Annotated in this window: 15 protein-coding genes; 13 read left to right on the top strand and 2 right to left on the bottom strand. The window is 68.5% G+C overall.

Annotated elements, in window-relative coordinates:
* Positions 1–92 precede the first annotated feature (92 nt).
* On the bottom strand, positions 93–1,130 hold the full coding sequence (locus FFI87_RS16995; protein ID WP_138849744.1) for a LacI family DNA-binding transcriptional regulator: 1,038 nt from the start codon (positions 1,128–1,130) through the stop codon (positions 93–95).
* 189 nt (positions 1,131–1,319) lie between these two features.
* On the opposite strand from FFI87_RS16995, the gene FFI87_RS16990 reads away from it, so the two are divergent.
* The 5 genes from FFI87_RS16990 to FFI87_RS16970 all read left to right on the top strand — a co-directional run bounded on the left by FFI87_RS16990 (position 1,320) and on the right by FFI87_RS16970 (position 7,694).
* The gene (locus FFI87_RS16990; protein WP_012367132.1) at positions 1,320–2,468 is read left to right on the top strand and encodes an ABC transporter ATP-binding protein; all 1,149 of its coding nucleotides are present in this window, start codon (positions 1,320–1,322) and stop codon (positions 2,466–2,468) included.
* A gap of 8 nt (positions 2,469–2,476) precedes the next feature.
* Entirely contained in the window at positions 2,477–4,468 is a 1,992-nt protein-coding gene (locus FFI87_RS16985; RefSeq protein WP_138849745.1) for a beta-galactosidase, read from the top strand.
* A 67-nt stretch (positions 4,469–4,535) separates the two neighbouring features.
* Positions 4,536–5,795, top strand: a complete 1,260-nt coding sequence (locus FFI87_RS16980; protein WP_138849746.1) for an ABC transporter substrate-binding protein — start codon at positions 4,536–4,538, stop codon at positions 5,793–5,795.
* A 60-nt stretch (positions 5,796–5,855) separates the two neighbouring features.
* The gene (locus FFI87_RS16975; protein ID WP_138849747.1) at positions 5,856–6,821 is read left to right on the top strand and encodes a carbohydrate ABC transporter permease; all 966 of its coding nucleotides are present in this window, start codon (positions 5,856–5,858) and stop codon (positions 6,819–6,821) included.
* 21 nt (positions 6,822–6,842) lie between these two features.
* A complete protein-coding gene (locus FFI87_RS16970; RefSeq protein ID WP_012367136.1) occupies positions 6,843–7,694 on the top strand; it encodes a carbohydrate ABC transporter permease in 852 nt (283 codons plus the stop codon).
* Between the two features lie 392 nt (positions 7,695–8,086).
* Here FFI87_RS16970 and glcC read toward each other — a convergent pair whose 3' ends face one another.
* Positions 8,087–8,857 carry a transcriptional regulator GlcC gene (glcC, locus tag FFI87_RS16965; protein ID WP_138849748.1) on the bottom strand — a complete coding sequence of 257 codons (771 nt, stop codon included), beginning with the start codon at positions 8,855–8,857 and terminating at the stop codon, positions 8,087–8,089.
* A 223-nt stretch (positions 8,858–9,080) separates the two neighbouring features.
* On the opposite strand from glcC, the gene glcD reads away from it, so the two are divergent.
* The 8 genes from glcD (at position 9,081) to FFI87_RS16925 (ending at position 19,777) form a co-directional block, all read left to right on the top strand.
* Positions 9,081–10,580, top strand: a complete 1,500-nt coding sequence (glcD, locus tag FFI87_RS16960; RefSeq protein ID WP_138849749.1) for a glycolate oxidase subunit GlcD — start codon at positions 9,081–9,083, stop codon at positions 10,578–10,580.
* Positions 10,580–11,662, top strand: coding sequence for a glycolate oxidase subunit GlcE (gene glcE / locus FFI87_RS16955; RefSeq protein WP_138849750.1), 1,083 nt, complete (start codon positions 10,580–10,582; stop codon positions 11,660–11,662). Before glcD ends, glcE begins: the two co-directional genes overlap by 1 nt.
* Before the next feature lie 24 nt (positions 11,663–11,686).
* The gene (glcF, locus tag FFI87_RS16950) at positions 11,687–12,907 is read left to right on the top strand and encodes a glycolate oxidase subunit GlcF (RefSeq protein ID WP_138849751.1); all 1,221 of its coding nucleotides are present in this window, start codon (positions 11,687–11,689) and stop codon (positions 12,905–12,907) included.
* Positions 12,908–12,929: 22 nt separating this feature from the next.
* Positions 12,930–13,334, top strand: coding sequence for a GlcG/HbpS family heme-binding protein (locus FFI87_RS16945; RefSeq protein ID WP_006753196.1), 405 nt, complete (start codon positions 12,930–12,932; stop codon positions 13,332–13,334).
* Between the two features lie 36 nt (positions 13,335–13,370).
* Positions 13,371–15,545, top strand: a complete 2,175-nt coding sequence (locus tag FFI87_RS16940; RefSeq protein WP_138849752.1) for a malate synthase G — start codon at positions 13,371–13,373, stop codon at positions 15,543–15,545.
* A 486-nt stretch (positions 15,546–16,031) separates the two neighbouring features.
* The gene (locus FFI87_RS16935; protein WP_138849753.1) at positions 16,032–17,594 is read left to right on the top strand and encodes a GGDEF domain-containing protein; all 1,563 of its coding nucleotides are present in this window, start codon (positions 16,032–16,034) and stop codon (positions 17,592–17,594) included.
* A gap of 127 nt (positions 17,595–17,721) precedes the next feature.
* Entirely contained in the window at positions 17,722–19,101 is a 1,380-nt protein-coding gene (locus tag FFI87_RS16930) for a cache domain-containing protein (protein WP_138849754.1), read from the top strand.
* A gap of 31 nt (positions 19,102–19,132) precedes the next feature.
* Positions 19,133–19,777 (top strand): response regulator, encoded by a 645-nt coding sequence (locus FFI87_RS16925; RefSeq protein ID WP_012367145.1) that lies wholly within the window; start codon positions 19,133–19,135, stop codon positions 19,775–19,777.
* Positions 19,778–20,035: the final 258 nt, after the last annotated feature.

Here is a 20,035-nt window from a genome sequence, read left to right as displayed (position 1 = left end):
GCGTCGCGCAGCGGACGCGAACCGTGCGTGTGGTGCGCGGAAAGCCACCCGGGCATGTCCGCCCATTGCCGCAAGGTGCGCGCCGCCCCTCGCTACATGAAGCGTCGCCCCGACACCGCCGCCGTCGTCCCGCGCACCACCAACCGCGGCAACGACGCGATCCGCACGCGCGACGCATCGTCGATCCGGCCGCCCGCCTCGCGCAGCGCATTGAGCAGTTCGACCGCGAGCCCGGCGGCCTCGGCGGTCGGGATCGCCACAGTCGTCAACGTGGGCCGCGTGTCGCTCGCCAGATGAATGTCGGTAATGCCGACGATCGACAGGTCGTCGGGCACGCGCCGGCCGCGATCGGCCGCCGCGTGCAGCGCCCCGATCGCGGGCAGGTCGTTGGTCGCGACCAGCGCGGTCAGCCCGGGATGCGCGTCGAGCAGCCGGCCCGCCGCGCGCACGCCGCCTTCGATCGAATCGGAATCGGGCCCGGCCGCGACGATCGACGCGTCGAGCCCCGCTTCGCGCATCACGTCGACGAAGCCGTCATAGCGCGCCGCCTGCACGCCGCTCGCCGACCCGCCGACGATCACGCCGATCGTCCGGTGCCCGAGTTCGAGCAGATGCCGCGTCGCGATCCGCCCGGCTTCGCGAAAATCCACCGCCACGCACGGCAACCCTTCGGGCGGCGCATCGGGCCGCTCCCACAGACACAGCACGACCGGCACGCCGCGCCGCGCGACGTCCGCCAGATCCGGCAGGTGCAGGTTCGCGTTGGTCACGAGAATGCCTTCGGAGATCGTGCCGGCGATCTGGTCGAGATACGCTCTGCCCTGCAACGGGTCTTCGTTCGTATTGCAGACGATCAGGAACTGCCCGTTGCGACGCACCGCGCGCTCGACCGCGAGCGCGAACTCCGGGTAGAACGGGTTCGCGATGCTCGATACCATCAGCGCGACCGTGGGCGCGCGCCCTTCAGCGAGGGCCCGCGCCGCGAGATGCGGCCGGTACCCGAGCGCCTGCACGGCTTCGAGCACGCGCGCGCGGGTGGCTTCGCCAACCCGGCCGCGATTGCGCAGCACGTTCGAGACCGTCGCGGCCGTCACGCCGGCGCGGCGGGCCACTTCATCGAGTGTCGCCATGAATTGCTCACTATATGAGACGTTGATCCAGTATTTGCTTCGCTCACCGAAGCGGCGCACTATCGCCGCACACCCTGCCGCCCGACCGACGGGCGCGACTCGGCCGCGATCGCTATCGGCTCTTTTTTGATCGCGATGGTTAAGCGCTTAAGCACTGACGAAAGCGCATTAAAACATGGAGCGGAGACAATGGCGAGCATCTCGATGCGACGCGTGCAGAAAGCCTATGGCGAGCACGCGCCGGTCATTCGCGACGTCGATCTGGAGATCGGCGCGCACGAGTTCTGCGTGTTCCTCGGGCCGTCCGGCTGCGGCAAGTCGACCCTGCTGCGGATGATCGCTGGCCTCGAGGATCTGAGCGACGGCGAATTGTCGATCGACGGACGCCGCGTCGACGACGTGCCGGCCGCCGAGCGCGGCGTCGCGATGGTGTTCCAGAGCTACGCGCTGTTTCCGCACATGACGGTCTACGAGAACATGGCGTTCGGGCTGAAGCTCGCGCGCGTGCCGAAGGCCGAGATCGACCGGAAGGTGCGCGACGCCGCGCGGATCCTGCAGCTCGATACGCTGCTCGAGCGCAAGCCGAAGGCGCTGTCCGGCGGCCAGCGGCAGCGCGTCGCGATCGGCCGCGCGATCGTGCGCGAGCCCGGCGTATTCCTGTTCGACGAACCGCTGTCGAACCTCGACGCCGCGCTGCGCGGCCAGACCCGCATCGAAATCGCGAAGCTGCACCGGCAGTTCGAACGCGCGAGCGTCGTCTACGTGACGCACGACCAGACCGAAGCGATGACGCTCGCCGACAAGATCGTGCTGTTGCACGCCGGCGCCGACACCGCGCAGCACGGCAGCATCGCGCAGATCGGCGCGCCGCTCGACCTCTATCACCATCCCGCCAGCCGCTTCGTCGCCGGCTTCATCGGCTCGCCGCGGATGAACTTCCTGCCGGCCGTCGTCGCCGCCTGCGACGCACGGCACACCACCGTCACCGTCGTGCCGTCCGGCGAAACCTTCACGCTGCCGCGCGACGGCGCCGCGCTCGCGCCGGGCGCGACCGTCACGCTCGGCATCCGCCCCGAACACCTGACGCTCGGCGCCGCGCCCGACGCGACCACGCTCGCACGCGACGTCGCGCTCGTCGAACGCCTCGGCGAGCAGACCTACGTGCACCTCGACCAGCCCGGCGGCACGCCGCTGATCGCGAAAGTGCCCGGCGACGCGCCGCTGCGCATCGGCGAGCGCGTGCACGCGCAGGCGCCGGCCGCGGCCTGTCACCTGTTCACCGAAGACGGCCGCGCGGTGCCCGCGCGCGCCGACGTTCCCGTCCACCACTACGCATAAGGATCGGCATGCGCCTTGGAGTCTGTTACTACCCGGAACACTGGCCGGAATCGATGTGGGCCGCCGACGCCCGCCGGATGAAGGCGCTCGGCATCGCGCAGGTGCGGATCGCCGAATTCGCGTGGAGCCGCATCGAGCCGTCGCCGGGCGAATACGACTGGGGCTGGCTCGACCGCGCGGTCGACGTGCTCGGCGCGGCCGGCCTCGAGATCGTGATGTGCACGCCGACCGCGACGCCGCCGAAATGGCTCGTCGACCGTCACCCCGACATCCTCGCAATCGGCGCCGATGGCCGGCCGCGCGGGTTCGGTTCGCGCCGCCACTACGACTTCTCGTCGCCGACCTATCTGGAAGCGTCGCGCCAGATCTGCACGGCGGTCGCCGAACGCTACGGCCGCCACCCGGCCGTGCGCTACTGGCAGACCGACAACGAGCTCGGCTGCCACCAGACGGTGGTCAGCTATTCGCCCGCCGCGCTCGTGCGCTTTCGCGAATGGCTGAAGGCCCGCTACGGCACGATCGACGCGCTGAACCGCGCGTGGGGCACCGTGTTCTGGAGCATGGAGTACCGGCATTTCGACGAAGTCGACGCGCCCATCGGCACCGTGACCGAAGCGCATCCGTCGCATCGCCTCGACTACCGGCGCTTCGCGTCCGACGAGGTCGCGCGCTATCACCGGATGCAGGTCGACGTGATCCGCGCGCATTCGCCGGGCCGCCCCGTCGCGCACAACTTCATGCAGCTGTTCACCGAGTTCGATCATTACGAGGTGGCGCGCGACCTCGACATCGCGACGTGGGACAGCTACCCGCTCGGCGCGCTCGAGGAGCAATGGTTCGCACCCGAGCTGAAGGCGCGCTGGCTGCGCACCGGCCATCCGGATTTCGCGTCGTTCAATCACGATCTCTATCGCGGGATGTCGAAGCTGCCGTTCTGGGTGATGGAGCAGCAGCCGGGGCCCGTGAACTGGGCGCAGTGGAACCCCGCGCCGCTGCCGGGCATGGTGCGCCTGTGGAGCTGGGAAGCGTTCGCGCACGGCGCCGGCTGCGTGTCGTACTTCCGCTGGCGGCAGGCGCCGTTCGCGCAGGAGCAGATGCATGCGGGCCTGCACACGCCGGACGACCAGCTCGACGAAGGCGGCCGCGAAGCGCAGCGCGTCGCGCGCGAAATCGCGGCCGTGCTCGACGCCGGCGCCGATGCCGACGCGAACGGCGCGGTGCGCGCCCCCGTCGCGCTGGTGTTCGACTATGAAGCGAAGTGGCTGTTCGAAGTGCAGCCGCAAGGCGCCGATTTCCACTACCCGCGCTGCGCGTTCGAGTACTACTCGGCGCTGCGTTCGCTCGGCCTCGACGTCGACGTGATCTCAGCGCATGCGCCGCTCGACGGCTACCGGCTCGTCGTCGTGCCGCCGCTGCCGATCGTGCCGGACGACTTCGCGGCACGGCTCGCCGCATCGGGCGCTCATGCGGTGTTCGGCCCGCGCACCGGTTCGAAAACCGCCGACCTGCAGATTCCGCCGACGCTGCCGCCGGGCCCGCTCGCGTCGATCCTGCCGCTGCGCGTGTGGCGCGTCGAGTCGCTGCGGCCGAACGTGACCGAGCCGATCGACGGAACGTTGCGCGACGGCTCGGCGTTCAGCGGCGACGCACGCCGCTGGCGCGACCTCGTCGAGCTGCGCGACGACGCACCCAGCGTCGTGCGTGCGCGCTTCGCCGACGGTCATCCGGCCTGCGTGTCGCACGGCGCGCTGCACTACTGGGCCGCGCTGTTCGATGACGCGACCACCGCGCGCCTGTTCGCCGACGTCGCGGCCGAAGCCGGCCTGACACCGTCGCCGCTCGGCGACGGCGTGCGCGTGAGCCGACGCGGCGGCCTGACCTACGTATTCAACTACGGCGGCACGCCGCATACGCTCGATGGGGTGCCGCCGTCCGCGTTCGTGGTCGGCGCCGCGCAGGTCGAGCCGCAAGGCGTCGCCGTGTATCGAAGCCGTTTGTAGCAACCGCCCCCGGCGCCGCGACGCGCCGGTCACGCACAACGACAGACACACAGGACTGGAGACACACATGACACATCGCCCCCTTCGCGTCGCCGCCCGGCTTGCGACCGCCGCCGCCATCGCGTTCGCTTCGTTCGGCGCCGCGGCGCCGGCCGACGCGGGCACGCTGACGATCAACATCGCGTTCAAGGGCGCCAGCCAGCGCGCGGTCTGGCAGTCGACGATCGAGGCGTTCCACAAGGCCCATCCCGACATCGACGTGAAGCCCACCTTCGTCGACGAGGAAGCGTACAAGGTGCAGCTCCCCGCATGGCTCACGACCGTCGCGCCCGACGTGGTCAACTGGCACGCGGGCGAGCGCATGGCGTACTACGCGAAGCGCGGGCTGTTCGAGGACCTGAGCGGCGACTGGGCGAAGAACGGCTGGGACGCGATGTACGCGTCGACGCGCAGCGCATCGTCGTACAACGGCAAGCAGTACGCGGCGCCGACCGTCTATTACTCGTGGGGGCTGTTCTACCGCAAGGACCTGTTCCGCAAGGTCGGCATCGCCGACGAGCCGAAGACCTGGGACCAGTTTCTCGATGCGTGCAAGAAGCTGAAGGCGGCCGGCATCACGCCGATCGCGGTCGGCGGCCGCGACGCGTGGACGCTCGCCGGCTGGTTCGACTATCTCGACCTGCGCCTGAACGGCAACGCGTTCCACCAGCAGCTGATGGCCGGCGACGTGCCGTACACCGACCCGCGCGTGAAGAAGGTCTACACGACGTGGAAATCGCTGATCGACTCGGGCTACTTCATCGACAACGCGCTGTCCTACGATCTCGACGGCGCGCAGCCGTTCCTGTTCCAGGGCAAGGCCGCGATGATGCTGATGGGCACCTTCATCGCGGCCGGCTTTCCGCCGAACGTGAAGCAGGAAATGGGCTATTACCGCTTCCCGATCATCGACCCGAAGGTGCCGACCGCCGAGGACGGCCCGGTCGAATCGCTGCACATCCCGACCAAGGCGAAGAACAAGGCCGACGCGCATACGTTCCTCACATTCGTCGAGACGCCCGAGATGGGGGCGAAGCTCGCGGAAGGGCTTGGCTCGCTGTCGGCCAACAGCAAGTCGCCGGAGCCGGCCGACCCGGTTTCGCGGATCGGCTTCCGGATCCTCGCCGACACCAAGGGCGGCGTCGCGCAGTTTTACGACCGCGACATGACAAAGGAGATGGCCGACGAAGGGATGAAGGGGATGCAGCAGTTCCTCGCGAATCCCGCGCAGCTCGATACCGTGCTCGCGCAGCTCGAACAGACCCGCAAGCGGATCTACAAGAAGTAACCGCGTGACCCATGCGGCGGCCGCGTGTGCGTGCCGCCGTGTCCGCCCAGGAGGCTTGCCGTGTCCCGTCCGATCACGTCCACCCCGCCCGCCGGCGCCGGCGCCGGCGCCAACGCTACGCCGGCGCCGCGCGGTGCATCCGCCGCCGCCGGGTTGCGCGCGCGCCGCCCGTCGCCCGCGGTGCGGCGGCAGCAGCGCGCCGCGTGGCTCTTTCTAGCGCCTGCATGCGCGATGGTTGCCGTCTATGTGATCTGGCCGATCCTGTCGACGCTGTGGCTAAGCCTCTGCAACTGGGACGGCATGACCGAGCGCACGTTCGTCGGTCTCGCGAACTACGTCGAGCTGCTGCACGCACCGACCTTCTACACCGCGCTGCGCAACAACGTGATCTGGCTTGCGCTGTTCATGCTCGCGCCGCCGCTCGGCCTCGCGCTCGCGCTGTACCTGAACCAGGCGGTGGTCGGCATCCGGCTCGTGAAGTCGCTGTTCTTCGCGCCGTTCGTGCTGTCGGGCGTGGTGGTCGGCCTGATCTTCTCGTGGTTCTACGATCCGACCTTCGGGCTGCTCGCGCTGATCGCCGGACACGGGATCCCGGTGCTCGGCGATGCGCGTTATGCGACGTTCGGCATCGTGTTCGCCGCGCTGTGGCCGCAGACCGCGTACTGCATGATCCTGTACCTGACCGGCCTCACGTCGGTCAACCCGGAGCAGATCGAGGCGGCGCGGATGGAAGGCGCGCGCGGCTTCGCGCTGCTGTGGCACGTCGTGCTGCCGCAGTTGCGCCCGACCACGTTCATGGCGATCGTCGTCACGGTGATCGGCGCGCTGCGCAGCTTCGACCTGATTTCGGTGATGACGGGCGGCGGCCCGTTCGAGAGCTCGACCGTGCTCGCGTATTACATGTACGACCAGGCGATCAAGTACTACCGGCTCGGCTATTCCGCGTCGATCGCGGTCGTGCTGTTCGCGATCATGCTCGTCTACATCGTGTTCCAGTTGCGCCGCATGCTGCGCAACGAGCAGTGACCTACCGGGAGTTCATTCATCATGTTTCCGACACCCGTTGCCCACTGGAAGCCTGTCTCGCGCCGGCTGTACAAGCTGTCCCTGCCCGTCGCGCTCGTGATCTGGCTGCTGCCGATGATCGCGGTGTTCGTCACGTCGGTGCGCTCGACCGAGGAGCTGGTCGAAGGTCACTACTGGGGCTGGCCGCGGCACTTCTCGATGATCAGCAACTATCGCGACGCGCTGACCACGTCGCCGATGCTGCATTACTTTTGGAACAGCGTGCAGATCACGGTGCCGTCGGTGATCGGGTCGATCGCGCTCGCGGCGATGGCGGGCTTTGCGCTCGCGACCTACAGGTTTCGCGGGAGCACCGCGCTGTTCGGCACGTTCGTCGCGGGGAATTTCGTGCCGGTGCAGGTGTTGATGATTCCGGTGCGGGATCTGTCGCTCAGGTTCGGCGTGTTCAACACGGTCGAGGCGCTGATCCTGTTTCATGTCGCGTTTCAGACGGGGTTCTGCACGCTGTTCCTGCGTAACTTCATCAAGCAGTTGCCGTTCGAATTGATCGAGGCCGCGCGGATTGAAGGTGCGGGCGAATGGACGGTGTTCTGGCGGATCGTGTTGCCGCTGATCCGGCCGGCGTTGGCCGCGCTCGCGATTCTTGTTTTCACGTTCGTGTGGAACGATTACTTCTGGGCACTGTGCCTCACGCAAGGCGACGAGGCCGCGCCGATCACCGCAGGCGTCGCGGCGTTGAAGGGGCAATGGACGACGTCGTGGAACCTCGTGTCGGCCGGGTCGATTCTCGCCGCGTTGCCGTCGGTCGCGATGTTCTTCGCGATGCAGAAGCATTTTGTGGCAGGGCTGACGTTCGGGGCGACGAAAGGGTGAGCCGGCGCTGATCGCGGATTCTGATCTCCTCCTCTTCATCGAGAGGTTGCCCGCTTCGGCGGGCTTTTTTTGGTCCCGCCAGGTTTGACGGTGCGGTGAATAGAGCGGCTATTCTCCGCATAATTTGCGGGGAATATTGAATCGCAGGATCTGGACGGCGCGGGCCGCGGGCCCGTCGTTACGCATCGGAATCGACATGCAGCGTACTCCTTCAAGGATAGGCGGCGCGCCACGGTCAACCGCCAGGCGCGTGTCGCGCAAAGGCAAAACGGGTCGTGTCGGGCCACGCATCGAATTGCTCACATTGCGACATATTCGACCGCGAGACCGCACCGCCAGCGCGATTTGCTTGATACACGTCATGGCGGCAACGGATGCTCCGCTCATCCGGTTCACGTCCACCCTTCGAGCCGCAGCGTCGACCGCACGAGCCGCTGCTCTTCCTCCTCGATCTCGCGCAGATAGTCGACGCACTGCCGGATATGCTCGCTCGCGGCCTTGCGGGCCTGGTCGGGCAGCCGCCCTGTCACCGCGTTATAAAGCCGCGCATGCTGGCGGTCGATCTGCTTCTTCAACGGCTCGCGGTGATAGAGATTGTTCACCGACGCAAACACGGAACTGAGCAGCAAGTCGGTCAGCGACTGCAACGTATTCACAAGCACCGGATTGTGCGACGCCTCGCAGATCGCGAGATGGAACGCATGGTCGAGCTTCGCCCGCGCCGCCGGATCGAGATCCTGCGCATCGGCCGCCGTCATTTCCTCGTAGCGGCGCTTGATCAGGATGAAATCGGCAGGCGTACCGCGCAGCGCCGCGAGCCGCGCGGCTTCGGTCTCAAGCATCCCGCGTACCTCGAACAGGTCGTACAGCGTGCGCGGCTGCGAGCCGAGCAGATGCATCATCGGCGACACTTCGCGCTGCGGGGTCAGGCTCGCGACGAACGAACCCTTGCCGTGCGTCGTGTCGATGATGCCACGCGCACGCAGCAGCTTCATCCCTTCGCGCACGGCCGTGCGCGACACGCCGAGCTTCTCGGTGAGCCGCCGCTCGGACGGCAGCGCCTGTCCGGCCTTCAGCACGCCGTCGACGATCAGCCGCTCGATCCGCTCGGCGACGACATCGGCGACATTGCGCGCCGGCGCTTGTCGAACTTGCGTTTCCATACTGGTATGACCACTTCGGGAGGATATCGCCGATTTTCTCACAAACCCTTGTGTCGATTCGGTTTCCCGTCACCGCAAACCGCGTCCGACAGGCCCCCTTTCAAAAACTGGTACGACCACGTTCGCGACGTCTGGACACGCACCGGCCGCCCGCCAAGAATGCCGTTCATCCGGCGCGCCGCGCATCCCGCGGCCGCCTGCATGGTGGAGACGGAGACACACGATGAGTTTCATCTACGACGAACGGATCGACGGCCCGCTGGCGACCGTCGACCGCGACACGCTCGTCGCCGCGCTCGCTGCGGCGGCGCCCGGCCTCGACGTGCTGCACGAGCGCGAGGCGCTGAAGCCGTTCGAATGCGACGGCCTCGCCGCGTACCGCACGGTGCCGCTCGCGGTCGTGCTGCCCGACACGGTCGAGCAGGTGCGTGCGGTGCTGCGCGTGGCGGCCGCGCACGGCGTGCCGGTCGTCGCGCGCGGCGCGGGCACCGGTCTGTCGGGCGGCGCGATGCCGCTCGAAAAAGGCATCCTGCTCGTGATGGCGAAGTTCAATCGCATTCTCGAAATCGACGCCGATGCCGGCATCGCGCGCGTGCAGCCCGGCGTGCGCAACCTCGCGATCTCGCAGGCCGCCGCGCCCTACGACCTCTACTATGCGCCGGACCCGTCGTCGCAGATCGCATGCTCGATCGGCGGCAACGTCGCCGAAAACGCGGGCGGCGTGCACTGCCTGAAATACGGGCTGACGGTGCACAACATCCTGAAGGTCGAGATCCTGACGATCGACGGCGACTTGCTGACGCTCGGCGCCGACGCGCTCGACGCACCCGGCTTCGACCTGCTCGCGCTGTTCACCGGCTCCGAAGGCATGCTCGGCATCGTCACCGAAGTGACGGTGAAGCTGCTGCCGAAGCCGCCGAGCGTGAAGGTGCTGATGGCGAGCTTCGACGACGTCGCCGAAGCCGGCGCGGCGGTCGCGCGGATCATCGGCGCGGGCGTGATCCCGGGCGGGCTCGAGATGATGGACAACCTCGCGATCCGTGCGGCCGAGGACTTCATCCACGCGGGCTATCCGGTAGACGCGCAGGCGATCCTGCTGTGCGAACTCGACGGCGCGGCGACCGATGTCGAAGAGGACGCCGAACGCGTCGCCGCGCTGCTGCGCGACGCCGGCGCGTCGGAGATCCGCGTCGCACGCGACGAGGCCGAGCGGCAGCGCTTCTGGGCCGGCCGCAAGAACGCGTTTCCGGCGGTCGGCCGCATGTCGCCCGACTACTACTGCATGGACGGCACGATCCCGCGCCGCGAGTTGCCGCGCGTGCTCGAAGGGATCGCCGCGTTGTCCGCGCAATACGCATTGCCGGTCGCGAACGTGTTCCATGCGGGCGACGGCAACATGCATCCGCTGATCCTGTTCGACGCGAACCGTCCGGGCGAACTCGACCGCGCGGAAGCGCTCGGCGGCAAGATCCTCGAGCTGTGCGTCGCGGTGGGCGGCAGCATCACCGGCGAACACGGCGTCGGGCGCGAGAAGATCAATCAGATGTGCGTGCAGTTCAACGCCGACGAAATCACGTTCTTCCACGCGGTGAAGGCCGCGTTCGATCCGCGCCGCCTGCTCAATCCCGGCAAGAACATCCCGACGCTGCACCGTTGCGCCGAATTCGGCGCGATGCACGTCCATCACGGCAAGCTGCCGTTTCCCGAACTGGAGCGCTTCTGATGCGACGCGAACGCGAACCCGATTCGATCGACGACAGCGCGGCGCTCGTCGCGCAGGTCGACGCCGCGATCCACGATCGCCAGCCGCTGCTCATCCGCGGCGCGGGCACGAAGTCCTTTCTCGGCCGCGCCGTCGAAGGCCGCACGCTCGACGTGCGCACGCACCGCGGCATCGTCGCGTACGACCCGACCGAACTCGTGATCACCGCGCGCGCGGGCACGCCGCTCGCCGAACTCGACGCGATGCTCGACGCGGCCGGCCAGATGCTGCCGTGCGAGCCGCCCACGTTCGGCGGCGGGGCCACGGTCGGCGGGATCTTCTCTGCCGCGCTGTCGGGGCCGCGCCGCCCGTGGGCCGGCGCGATGCGCGATTTCGTGCTCGGCTGCCGCGTGATCACCGGCCACGCGAAGCACCTGCGCTTCGGTGGCGAGGTGATGAAGAACGTCGCGGGCTATGACGTATCGCGGCTGCTCGCGGGCAGCTTCGGCTGCCTCGGCGTCGTGACGGAAGTCTCGCTGAAGGTGCTGCCGAAGCCGCGCGCGAGCCGCGATCTCGCGTTGCCGCTCACGGCAGCCGAAGCCGTGCGGCGCGTGGCCGGATGGCGTCGCGCGGGGCTGCCGCTCGCGGGCGCCTGCCATGCGGACGGCGTGCTGCGCGTGCGGCTCGAAGGCGGCGAGGGCTCGGTGAAGGCCGCGCACGACACGATCGGCGGCGAGAACATGGACGATCGCGCCGACGGCTTCTGGTCCCGGCTGCGCGACCTGTCGCTGCCGTTCTTCGACGATCCGCGCCCGCTGTGGCGCGTGTCGGTGCCGGCCGCCGCGCCGCTCGATGCGCTGCCCGGCGCACTGCTGGTCGACTGGGGCGGCGCGCAGCGCTGGCTGAAGAGCGACGCCGCACCGGCCGACGTGCAACGGTTCGCCGCGCAGTGGGGCGGCCATGCGACCTGCTTCACGCCCGGCGCGACGCACGAGCCGTTCCAGCCGCTGCCGGCTGCGCTGCTGCGCGTGCACCGGCAGCTGAAGGCGCAACTCGATCCGCATGCGATCTTCAATCCCGGCCGCCTGTACGCGGACCTCTGACGCCCACCCGACTGCGAACCGCCGATGCAAACCAATCTCAGCGAAGCAAGCAAGGCCCTCGACCGGGCCGACGAAGCGGAAGCGATCCTGCGCGCCTGCGTGCACTGCGGCTTCTGCAACGCGACCTGCCCGACCTATCAGGTGCTCGGCAACGAGCTCGACGGGCCGCGCGGACGCATCTATCTGATCAAGCAAATGCTCGAAGGCGAGCCGTGCGGCGAGCGCACGCAGCAGCATCTCGACCGCTGCCTGACCTGCCGCAACTGCGAAACGACCTGCCCGTCCGGCGTGCGCTATCACACGCTGCTCGACATCGGCCGCGCGGAAGCCGAGAAGCGCGCGCGGCGTCCGGCGCGCGAGCGCCTGCTGCGCGCCGGCCTGCGTCACGTCGTACCGCGGCCGGCGACGTTCGCCGCGCTGCTGAAGGCCGGCCGCGCGCTGCGCCCGCTGCTGCCCGGCGCGCTGCAGGACAAGATCCCGGCCACCGTGCCGGCAGCCGCGCCGCGCCCGCCGCTACGCCACGCACGACGCGTGCTGATGCTCGAAGGCTGCGTGCAGCCGTCGCTGTCGCCGAACACCAATGCGGCCGCGGCGCGCGTGCTCGACCGGCTCGGCATCAGCGTGACGCCGGCCCGCGAAGCCGGCTGCTGCGGCGCGACCGAATATCACCTGAACGCGCAGGAGGCCGGGCTCGCACGCGCACGCCGCAACATCGATGCGTGGTGGCCCGTGATCGAGGCCGGCGCGGAAGCGATCGTTCTGACGGCGAGCGGCTGCGGCGCGTTCGTGAAGGAATACGGCGACCTGCTGCGCTCCGACCCCGCGTATGCGGACAAGGCGCGGCGTGTGAGCGCACTCGCGCGCGACCTCGCGGAAGTGATCGCGGCCGAGCCGCTCGACGCGCTGGCCGACGCAACGCAGCGCCGCGTCGCGGTGCACTGCCCGTGCACGCTGCAGCACGCGCAGCGGCTCGGCGGCGCGGTGGAAAGCATCCTCAGGCGGCTCGGCTTCGATCTGACGAATGTCGCCGACGGCCACCTGTGCTGCGGGTCGGCCGGCACCTATTCGCTGACGCAGCCCGAACTCGCAACCCGACTGCGCGACAACAGGCTCGACGCACTCGAAGCCGCGCGGCCGGACCTGATTGTCACGGCCAACATCGGCTGCCAGACTCACCTGAACGGCGCGGGCCGTACGTCCGTGCGCCACTGGATCGAGCTCGTCGACAACCGATTGGTCAACTGACCGCTGATTCCGGAGGACTTCCATGCAAACGAAACCCGAACTCGAACTCGCCGACGTCGAGCGCATGCTCGCCGCCGCCCGCGCGGAAGCGGAGCACCACGGCTGGGCCGTGTCGATCGCCATCGTCGACGACGGCGGCCACCTGCTCGCGTTCGCGCGTCTCGATGGCGCGTCGCCGGCCAGCAGCTACATCGCGCACGACAAGGCGCGTGCGGCGGCGCTAGGCCGCCGCGAGACGAAGGCGTATGAGGATATGATCAACGGTGGCCGCACCGCGTTTCTGAGCGTGCCGCTGACGGGGTTGCTCGAAGGCGGCGTGCCGGTCACGGTGGACGGCCGGATTGCGGGCGCGATCGGTGTGTCTGGCGTAAAGTCCGAACAGGACGCCCAGATCGCCCGCGCCGGCACACAAAGCGTCGCGGCCTGATCCGCGCGCGTTTTTCATTCCCCGGGAGGAATCACGATGATCGACCAAGCAGGACTGCAAGTCGCGCCAGCGCTGAGCCAGTTCATTGAAAACGAAGCACTGCCGGGCACCGGTATCGACAAGGCCGCGTTCTGGAGCGGTTTCTCGGCGCTGGTGCACGACCTCGCGCCGCGCAACCGCGAGTTGCTCGCGGAACGCGACCGCCTCCAGCACGAACTCGACACGTGGCATCGCGCGCACCCTGGCCCGGTGCGCGACCATGCCGCGTTTCGCGCGTTCCTCGAACAAATCGGCTACCTCGTGCCGGTCCCGTCGAACGTCGCGGCAGCCACCGCGAACGTCGACAGCGAGATCGCGACGCAGGCCGGCCCGCAGCTCGTCGTGCCGCTGTCGAACGCGCGCTATGCGCTGAACGCCGCGAACGCACGCTGGGGCAGCCTGTACGACGCGCTGTACGGCACCGATGCGCTGCCCGAGGACGGCGGCGCCGAACGCACGTCGACCTACAACCCGACACGCGGCCAGCGCGTGATCGATTACGCGCGCAACGTGCTCGACAACGCCGCGCCGCTCGCGAGCGGCTCGCACCGCGACGCGCTGCGCTACCGCGTGGAGGACGGCCAGCTCGCCGTCGAGACCGGCAAGGGCGTCGTGCACCTCGCGCGGCCGGCGCAATTCGTCGGCTACCAGGGGGCGGCGGGTGCGCCGTCGGCAATCTTGCTGAAAAACAACGGCCTGCACATCGAGATCCAGATCGACGCATCGACCCCCATCGGTCGCGCCGATCTCGCGAACGTGAAGGACGTCGTGCTGGAAGCCGCGGTCAGCACGATCATCGACTGCGAGGATTCGGTCGCGGCGGTCGACGCCGAAGACAAGGTCCAGCTGTATCGCAACTGGCTCGGGCTGATGCAGGGCACGCTGGTGGAGGAAGTCGCGAAGGGCGGCAAGACCTTCACGCGCCGCCTGAACGCCGATCGCGAGTACACGACGCCGGCCGGCGGCACGCTGTCGCTGCACGGCCGCTCGCTGCTGTTCGTGCGCAACGTCGGCCACCTGATGACCAACGGCGCGGTGCTCGACCGCGACGGCAACGAGATTCCGGAAGGGATTCTCGACGGCGTCGTCACGACGCTGTGCGCGCTGCACGACCTGAAGGCCAAGCGCAATTCGCGCACGGGCTCGATCTACATCGTGAAGCCGAAGATGCACGGCCCCGTCGAAGTCGCGTTCGCCGATACGCTGTTCGCGCGCATCGAGGATCTGTACGGCCTGCCGCGCAACACGCTGAAGATGGGCATCATGGACGAGGAGCGCCGCACCAGCGTGAACCTCGCCGCATGTATCGCGGCGGCCGCCGCACGCGTCGCGTTCATCAACACCGGCTTCCTCGATCGCACCGGCGACGAGATGCACACCGCGATGGAAGCGGGCCCGATGATCCGCAAGGGCGAGATGAAGTCGTCGGCGTGGATCACCGCATACGAGCGCAACAACGTGCTCGCGGGCCTGTCGGCCGGCTTGCGCGGCCGCGCGCAGATCGGCAAGGGCATGTGGGCGATGCCGGACCTGATGCACGCGATGCTCGAGCAGAAGATCGCGCATCCGCGCGCCGGCGCGAACACCGCGTGGGTGCCGTCGCCGACCGCCGCGACGCTGCACGCGCTGCACTACCACCAAGTCGACGTGCAGGCCGTCCAGCAGCAGCTGGAGAAGACGTCCTACGCGAGCGAACGCGACGCGCTGCTCGAAGGGCTGTTGACCGTGCCGGTCGTCGAGCGCGCCGCCTGGAGCGAAAGCGAGATCCTGAGCGAGGTCGAGAACAACGCGCAGGGCATCCTCGGCTACGTCGTGCGCTGGGTCGAACAGGGCGTCGGCTGCTCGAAGGTGCCCGATATCCACGACGTCGGCCTGATGGAAGACCGCGCGACGCTGCGCATCTCGAGCCAGCACATCGCGAACTGGCTGCGCCATGGCGTGATCACCGAGGCGTTCGTGCTCGACGTGTTCAAGCGCATGGCGCGCGTCGTCGACCAGCAGAACGCGGGCGACCCGAACTACCGCCCGATGGCGCCTAACTACGACCAGTCGACCGCGTTCAAGGCCGCGTGCGCGCTGGCGCTGCAGGGCACGTCGCAGCCGAGCGGTTATACCGAGCCGCTGCTGCATCGGTTCCGGCTCGCGTTCAAGGCGCAACAACAGGGCGCATGAGCGTTCGCATGCGGGCTTTCCCGCATGCGGCTTCACGACACGGGCGGCCATCTCGGCCGCCCGTTTTCCTATGCGGATTCGCGCGGACGCTGAAAACGGATGACCGGTCCGTATCGCTCGGCCTTCGGCGCAGAGCCTTGTACTGCAACGCTTGCGCGCGCGATCGGCAAGCGTCGGCCGGCGCGATAATTTGATCCCGATCAACGGCTTGCAACATTTTTCGCGCTCGATAATGCCCGCGCTATACTCGGACCATTGCGCGCCGCGATTCGTCGGATCGTCGAATCGCGGCCGATCTATCTTGCCGGTGCGCCGGTAATGCGGCGGCTTATCCGGCCGCTCTGATCGATGATCGCGCCCGCTTTTCCTGTCGGTCGGGCGGAATGCGTATCGGGGGCCGCGTAACGGATCGCCGCCGGCCAATCAATACGAACACAATCGCATCGGCCCGCCGCCCGGCGGCGATGCCCCCTCGATCCACGGACCATGGCAGAAACCGACTACGCAATGCCCAGCGAATCCGGCCTGACGGGCCGTGTCGCCGCTCATCTGCGCCGGCTCCTGCTGCCGCACCTGATCTTCTATTCGGGGCTGCTGCTCGGTCTGCTCCTGCTGCTGCTGTGTGGAATCGTGCTGTACGAGGCACGCATCGACGCGCGCGACCGTGCGCGCATCACGCAGCAGAACATCGCGTTGATGGCGTCGTGGGACATCGAGCGCAACATCGAGTTCTTTGCGCTGTCGCTGCAGGCTGTCGTCGAAGGCGAGAACGATCCGGCGGTCGGCGCGCTGCCGATGCCGCTGCGCCGCCAGGTGCTGTTCGATCGCGCGACCACGGCCAAGTATCTCGGCGGCATCTACGTGCTCGACGCGAACGGCGACATTGCGGTCGACGGCAAGAGCGACGTGCCGCGCAAGGCCAATTTCGGCAACGAACAGTATTTCACCGTGCATCGCGACCACCCGGACGTCGGCCTGTACGTCAGCGATCCGTACCATTCGCGGCTGCGCGCCGGCTCGCCGAGCATCGCGCTCAGCCGGCGCATCACGCGGCCCGACGGGTCGTTCGGCGGCGTCGCCGTGATATCGATCCGGCTCGAATATTTCCAGAACCTGTTCTCGCGCCTCTCCCTCGGCGATCGCGGGTCGATGGCGCTGATCAATACGTCCGGCCTGATGCTCGCGCGCCAGCCGTACGAACCGGCGATCGTCGGCCGCAACATCAGCAAGGCCAGCACGTTCCGGCACTTCATGACCGCCAGCGAAGGCAGCTTCTCCGACACCGCATCGATCGACGGCGTGCGGCGCCTGTACGTGTTCCGGCACCTCGAGAACCTGCCGCTGATCATCATGGTCGCGCGCTCGGAAGCCGACACCTACGCCGCGTGGTACGACCGCGCGATCCCGATCGGCTCGGCGATGGCCGTGCTCGCGCTCGGCTTCGTCGGCCTGTCGCTGCTGCTCGACGTGCAGTTGCGCAAGCGTCACCGCGCGGAAACCGAACTGCAGGCGCTCGCGCGCACCGACGGCCTCACCGGCCTCGACAACCGCCGGATGCTCGACGTCACGCTCGCACGCGAATGGCGCCGCGCGGCGCGTTCGCAGCACGCGCTGTCGCTGCTGTTCGTCGACGTCGACCACTTCAAGCGCTACAACGACACGCAGGGCCACCAGGCCGGCGACGACGCGCTCGCCGCGGTCGCCCGCTGCATCGCCGGCTGCCTGCACCGGCCGGCCGACTATGCGGCCCGTTACGGCGGCGAGGAGTTCGTCGTCGTGTTGCCCAATGTCGACACGAACGGCGCCGTGACGATCGCCGAATCGATCCGCACCGGCATCCTCGATCTCGGCATCCGGCACGACACGGGCGTGTCCGGGCGCCTGACCGCGAGCATCGGCGTGACGACCTGCTATCCGGAGCGCGACGACAGCATCCAGGCCGCGCTGAAGCTCGCCGATGACGCGCTGTACCGCGCGAAGGAATCCGGGCGCAATCAGGTCGTCGTACTGACGTCCTCGTCGGTCGAGCGGATGCCGCGGCGCGCCTGAGCGCGGCGTCGGCCCGGCCCCTCGGGCCGCCACACCGCCGCCTGCGGGCAAAATCGCCGACAATGTCGGCTCGCCGCGCCGCCGCGCGACACACGCGGCCGCCGGCCCGCGCCCGCTTCGCACCACCATGAGACTCAAGGCAAAGATCTTCCTTCTGGCCATCGTGCCGTTCCTGCTCGCGATCGCCGGCATCGGCTTCGGCGTGCGCCAGCAGGCGACGTCGCTCGCGCGCACGCAGCACGCGACGATCCAGGCCGCCTACCTGTCGAGCAAGGAAGTCGAGCTGAAGCATTACGTCGAGCTCGCGACGAGCGCGATCATGCCGCTGTACGACGCGAGCGGCCGCAATGCGCGCGACGACTCGCTGCTGCGCACGCAGGCGCTCGCGATGCTGCAGAAGATGGATTTCGGCCCCGACGGCTATTTCTTCGTGTACGACCTGCACGGCAATTCGCTGATGCATCCGCGCGAGCCCGAGCGCGTCGGCCACAATTTCTGGTCGATGCGCGACCCGCAGGGCGCGCTGACGATCCAGCAGCTGATCGGTGCCGCGTCGCACGGCGGCGGCTACGTGCGCTACGCGTGGCAGCGGCCGTCGACGGGCAAGGTCGCGCCGAAGCTCGGCTACGTCGTCGCGCTCGAACGCTGGGGCTGGATGGTCGGCACCGGCATCTATCTCGACGACGTCGACAACGCGCTGCAACGGATCGACGCGCGGGCGTCCGCGAACATCGAGCGCACGATGAGCTGGCTCACCGCGATCGCGCTGACCGGCGCGGCGGTGATCGCCGCGTGCGCGCTGGTGCTGAACGTCAGCGAATCGCGCAGCGCCGATGCGAAGCTCAAGCAGCTCGCGCAGCGCGTCGTCGAATCGCAGGAGCAGGAGCGCGAGCGGCTGTCGCGCGAGCTGCATGACGGGATCAGTCAGATGATGGTGTCCGCGAAGCTGATGCTCGAGTCCGCGCTCGCGCGGTTCGAGCGTGGCGCGACGCGGATGCCCGAAGCCGAGCAGGCGCTCGCGACGGGCGTCGGACGGCTCGGCGACACGCTGCGCGAAGTGCGGCGCATCTCGCATGCGCTGCGCCCGGCGATGCTCGACGATCTCGGCCTCGCGGCCGCGCTCGAGCAGCTCGTGCGCGAACTCGGCGCGGAGAGCGGCATCGACATCGGCTATACGCAGGTCGCGCACAGCGGCGCGCGGCCGTTGCCCGCGCCGGTCAATACGGCGCTGTTCCGGATCGCACAGGAAGCGCTCAGCAACATCGTGCATCATGCGCAGGCGTCGCGCGCGGCCGTCACGCTCGACGTCGGCGCGCATGCCGTCAGGCTGACCATCGCCGACAACGGCTGCGGCTTCGACGCCGAGCGGACCCAGACCGATGCGCGCCGCGGCATCGGGTTGCGCAACATGCGCGAGCGCCTCGACGCGCTCGGCGGCACGCTGACGATCACGTCGCAGGTCGGTCACACCGTCGTGGCCGCGCGCGTGCCGCTGCGCGCCGCCTGACGAGCACCACCATAACCGGAGACCTTTGCCCATGAGCGCCCCCGACACTGACCGGCCCGCCGCCCGACTGCTGCTCGTCGACGATCACCCGCTGGTGCGCGACGGCCTGCGGATGCGGCTCGAGGCGGCCGACCTGTCCGTGGTCGGCGAAGCCGGCAACGCCGACGAAGCGCTCGCGCTCGCCGCGTCGCTCGAGCCCGATCTCGCGCTGATGGACGTCGGCATGAACGGGATGAACGGCATCACGCTCGCCGGCGTGTTCCACGAGCGCTTTCCGGGGATTCGCGTGCTGATGCTGTCGATGCACGACAACATCGAGTACGTGACGCAGGCCGTGCGCGCCGGCGCGAGCGGCTACCTGCTGAAGGATTCGCCGGCGAGCGAGATCGTCCGCGCGATCGGCGCGGTGCTGGCGGGGCAGACGTTCTTCAGCGAAGGGCTCGCCGCGCGGATGATCCAGGCGAGCGCGGCCGCGTCGCCGCTCGACCGCTTGACGCCGCGCGAACGCGACATCCTCGACGCGCTGGCCGAGGGGCTGTCGAGCAAGCAGATTGCCCAGCAGACGGGGCTGTCGGTCCGCACGGTGGAAACCCATCGGCTGAATTTGAAGCGCAAGCTCGAGATCGAGGGGCAGGCGGAGCTGATCAAGTTCGCGGTCGAGCATCGGCGGCGATAGGGCGCGCCCGGGTAGCTTGCGCCCCCATGCCGGGGCCATCGCGCGAACGGCCACAAGCCGGAATTCGCGATACACCAGCGCGTTTGCGTTGCCCCACGCGCAATTCGCTCATCCAATTTCATACTCGTCCAATCGCGCCGTCGCTGGATAGATGGGATTCTCCGTAATTTCCAGTCGCAAACGGCCGTCTACGTGCCCTACAGCCTTCAATTTCATTTGAAAATGCATCCCGAAATATTCGACACGGAAAATCCCGCG

Source organism: Burkholderia sp. KBS0801 (genome assembly GCF_005937855.2).
In the GTDB taxonomy this organism is placed as follows: domain Bacteria; phylum Pseudomonadota; class Gammaproteobacteria; order Burkholderiales; family Burkholderiaceae; genus Burkholderia; species Burkholderia ambifaria.
The sequence above is the reverse complement of the archived record's forward strand: the minus strand, read 5'-3'. Positions and strand labels throughout refer to the sequence as shown.

Excerpts from the sequence above, each read along its gene's own strand:
- FFI87_RS16995 (WP_138849744.1), bottom strand. The coding sequence starts at position 1,130 with ATGGCGACACTCGATGAAGTGGCCCGCCGCGCCGGCGTGACGGCCGCG.
- FFI87_RS16990 (WP_012367132.1), top strand. The coding sequence starts at position 1,320 with ATGGCGAGCATCTCGATGCGACGCGTGCAGAAAGCCTATGGCGAGCAC.
- glcF (WP_138849751.1), top strand. The coding sequence starts at position 11,687 with ATGCAAACCAATCTCAGCGAAGCAAGCAAGGCCCTCGACCGGGCCGAC.
- FFI87_RS16930 (WP_138849754.1), top strand. The coding sequence starts at position 17,722 with ATGAGACTCAAGGCAAAGATCTTCCTTCTGGCCATCGTGCCGTTCCTG.
- FFI87_RS16940 (WP_138849752.1), top strand. The coding sequence starts at position 13,371 with ATGATCGACCAAGCAGGACTGCAAGTCGCGCCAGCGCTGAGCCAGTTC.
- FFI87_RS16935 (WP_138849753.1), top strand. The coding sequence starts at position 16,032 with ATGGCAGAAACCGACTACGCAATGCCCAGCGAATCCGGCCTGACGGGC.
- FFI87_RS16985 (WP_138849745.1), top strand. The coding sequence starts at position 2,477 with ATGCGCCTTGGAGTCTGTTACTACCCGGAACACTGGCCGGAATCGATG.
- FFI87_RS16925 (WP_012367145.1), top strand. The coding sequence starts at position 19,133 with ATGAGCGCCCCCGACACTGACCGGCCCGCCGCCCGACTGCTGCTCGTC.
- glcD (WP_138849749.1), top strand. The coding sequence starts at position 9,081 with ATGAGTTTCATCTACGACGAACGGATCGACGGCCCGCTGGCGACCGTC.
- glcC (WP_138849748.1), bottom strand. The coding sequence starts at position 8,857 with ATGGAAACGCAAGTTCGACAAGCGCCGGCGCGCAATGTCGCCGATGTC.
- glcE (WP_138849750.1), top strand. The coding sequence starts at position 10,580 with ATGCGACGCGAACGCGAACCCGATTCGATCGACGACAGCGCGGCGCTC.
- FFI87_RS16945 (WP_006753196.1), top strand. The coding sequence starts at position 12,930 with ATGCAAACGAAACCCGAACTCGAACTCGCCGACGTCGAGCGCATGCTC.
- FFI87_RS16980 (WP_138849746.1), top strand. The coding sequence starts at position 4,536 with ATGACACATCGCCCCCTTCGCGTCGCCGCCCGGCTTGCGACCGCCGCC.
- FFI87_RS16970 (WP_012367136.1), top strand. The coding sequence starts at position 6,843 with ATGTTTCCGACACCCGTTGCCCACTGGAAGCCTGTCTCGCGCCGGCTG.